This is a genomic window from Oleiphilus sp. HI0128 (assembly GCF_001635365.1).
On sequence record NZ_LWGG01001043.1, the window covers coordinates 1 to 2,548 of the forward strand.

Annotated in this window: 3 protein-coding genes; all 3 read right to left on the minus strand. The window is 36.4% G+C overall.

Annotated features, from left to right (window positions below; translation table 11 throughout):
- On the minus strand, positions 1–1,069 hold a 1,069-nt coding region (locus A3763_RS17735; RefSeq protein ID WP_156495151.1), incomplete at its 3' end, for a hypothetical protein.
- The gene (locus tag A3763_RS17740) at positions 1,069–1,710 is read right to left on the minus strand and encodes a hypothetical protein (protein ID WP_068633922.1); all 642 of its coding nucleotides are present in this window, start codon (positions 1,708–1,710) and stop codon (positions 1,069–1,071) included. The genes A3763_RS17740 and A3763_RS17735, both read right to left, overlap by 1 nt.
- Positions 1,695–2,548, minus strand: an 854-nt coding sequence (locus tag A3763_RS28825; RefSeq protein WP_197482955.1) for a hypothetical protein, incomplete at its 5' end; no start/stop codon positions are given. The genes A3763_RS28825 and A3763_RS17740, both read right to left, overlap by 16 nt.

The following is a 2,548-nucleotide window of genomic DNA, read 5'->3' on the forward strand; positions in this document are numbered from 1 at the left end:
TAATATTTTTAGCCACAGATAATTCGCTCTCAAGATTATAATAGTCCCAAGATAAGCCAATCGGTTTATACCAAATCAAATTCTCAGCAAGCTTTTTAGCGTAAGCATCTTTTAGCAAGGAGGAAGAGGCTGAAATAACGACCCGAGCTCTAGAAAAATCTTTGTCAAATGGAAGATCGCAGCTAGATAGAGATACACGGCAGATTAACATCAAAACTTTAAGCTTCAATCCAGCGAGTTTATCCGAAGGGTGAAACCTAACAAATATTGAACTGTCACTTTGTTTTGATAAATACCGAAATAGGGTTATCGTTTTTACAATATAGAATTGATGAGAAAAACAAACTAATACATCAATCGGTACTGCACTATATTCGGGCTGCAATGACTCTTGTTCCATTACAACTATATCCACCGAATCATTCACAGATAAACGTCTATAAATATCTCTGGTCTCATTGTCAAGCACATAGATACTATCAAACTGGTTGGACGGAAAACTATCCTTTACAGCACCATGTTGCACGTAAACGACCTTGATTCCTTTTACTTCCCTCAAAAGTAGGCTGATGATAAAAATATCTCCTGCATGATCATTTGATATACATACAGTGCCTACACCACGAGCCTTAATTTTAGATATCAACAAACGATTATAAAACACCATGCCACGCATATTGCAAGTAAAGTAGACCCCCTCTCGTTTGTCAGAAAGAAAGAACATAAAAGGAAATATGAATAATTTAGATGTCCACACAGCTAAACGAGCAGCATTAAACCAGATGGAAATATCGTATATATCCAAGGAGTCATGCTTCGTCTCAAGCTCCCCCTCTATACTTGACAGCGCTTTTCGCTGGTTATTTGTCGCATACACTGAAATCGTATCGGTTGAAATTCTAGACTTACGGCATGGATAGCGTAAAACCGCTAATAAACACCGAATAATCTCAATAATGAAACGTTTATAGCCATACAAAAAATGATATAGGTCACTACGCCCGTAACCTAAATATAATTCCTTTGAATAACGAATGCTTAGTTGTTCTAAGAGAAACTTTAACGTCACTAACCTGCAACTCTCTTTGCAATTGAAGGAGGAAGCTCAGTGTCGAACATGTATGCAGTCACCAAAACCCGTTCCCCTTCAGTAATTTCTGCCCCACGATGAATAAAAGATGTATTCACGAAAAATGGATTACACTTCTCTTTCAATACTGGTTTTAGCTTGAACCCTTTATGAGATAAGGCTGAAATTTTTTCGTTTGTAAATCTAAACTTATTCCTACGCAAGTAGTTAAGAATAATCACTAGTCGATCTTTCCAGACTGAACCAGAAGTAAATAATGTTAGAGGCCCGTTTTCAGTTTTAGTACAATCAGTTAAATACATGAATAACTTATATTGACTACGCACAGAGTCTACATGCCACCCACCACCACTGCCGTCTGGCGAGTTATCTGCAGTGATATGATTTACCATTAGCACAATATTTTTTGGCGAACGCCCCAACTCTCGTTGGTACGTATCTGAAGCTAGGAGCTTAAAATCATCAAAAATAGATGAATACCCTTCTTTAATGTTCCAAAACCTATTGTCTCCCTCAATAGTTGCGATATTTGAGCATTGCACACTCTTATCTCGGATATCCTTAACAACGCTATCTAGTTGCTCGCATTGGTAACAAACTTCATTCAAGCTTTTAAACATTTTCGTACATTCCATATTTTAAATATATACGCAAACAGTGTTGGTATTCTTACGATCACGATCAACCCAGACATAAGTACAATAGGCACGATGAGTAAATGCCCAAATAGAAAAGAAAAAAGCTCTATGCGAGTAAATATACGCGGTTTGTTTAAGTACCAAAATAACTTCTCTGAGTTCAGCATATTTGTCGCAGCCACCAAATTTATTGCAACAAAAACGACAAAACAAATTACATTTAAACTTTCTTGGAGTTCTGTTAACTGAGTACAAGCAACAGCATATACCAGAACTGAAATAAGTATTGTACCTGACATTGTCTTTAACTGAGGCCCAGACAAAAATTGAAACCTGTAGTTCTTATCTTTAACTATATTTGCCTTAAAGTTGCTCATATAGGTCATTTCAAAAAACATCAACGACAAAGACCCGATCTGCGCAATCAACGTATAAATCCACAGAGTCTCGTAGCTAATTAAAGCATACAAATAACGGTCACTTTGCTGATTAAATTTACTAACAAAAGATGATAAAAAATAGTTAGACTGGCGCAAATATTCCTTGTAAAAATTGCTACCAAACAAAATTTTCCCGTGGCGAGCACTGCCTTTCAATAACCCACCAGAAACGACTGACGTTATTAACGTTATTACGAAAAACACAACCATCCAATGACTTAAATCAACTTCTGGCTGAATAAGCACTCCCAGCGGTATTAAAATAATAAATAAAGACCTAAAAAAGTTATGCCTAGCCCACTTTTCTCGATTACCTTGATATAAGTAAACCCTAGATTCATCATGAACAATATGTTCACTTATTATGAAAAGGCCGATAA

Excerpts from the sequence above, each read along its gene's own strand:
- A3763_RS17740 (WP_068633922.1), bottom strand. The coding sequence starts at position 1,710 with ATGTTTAAAAGCTTGAATGAAGTTTGTTACCAATGCGAGCAACTAGAT.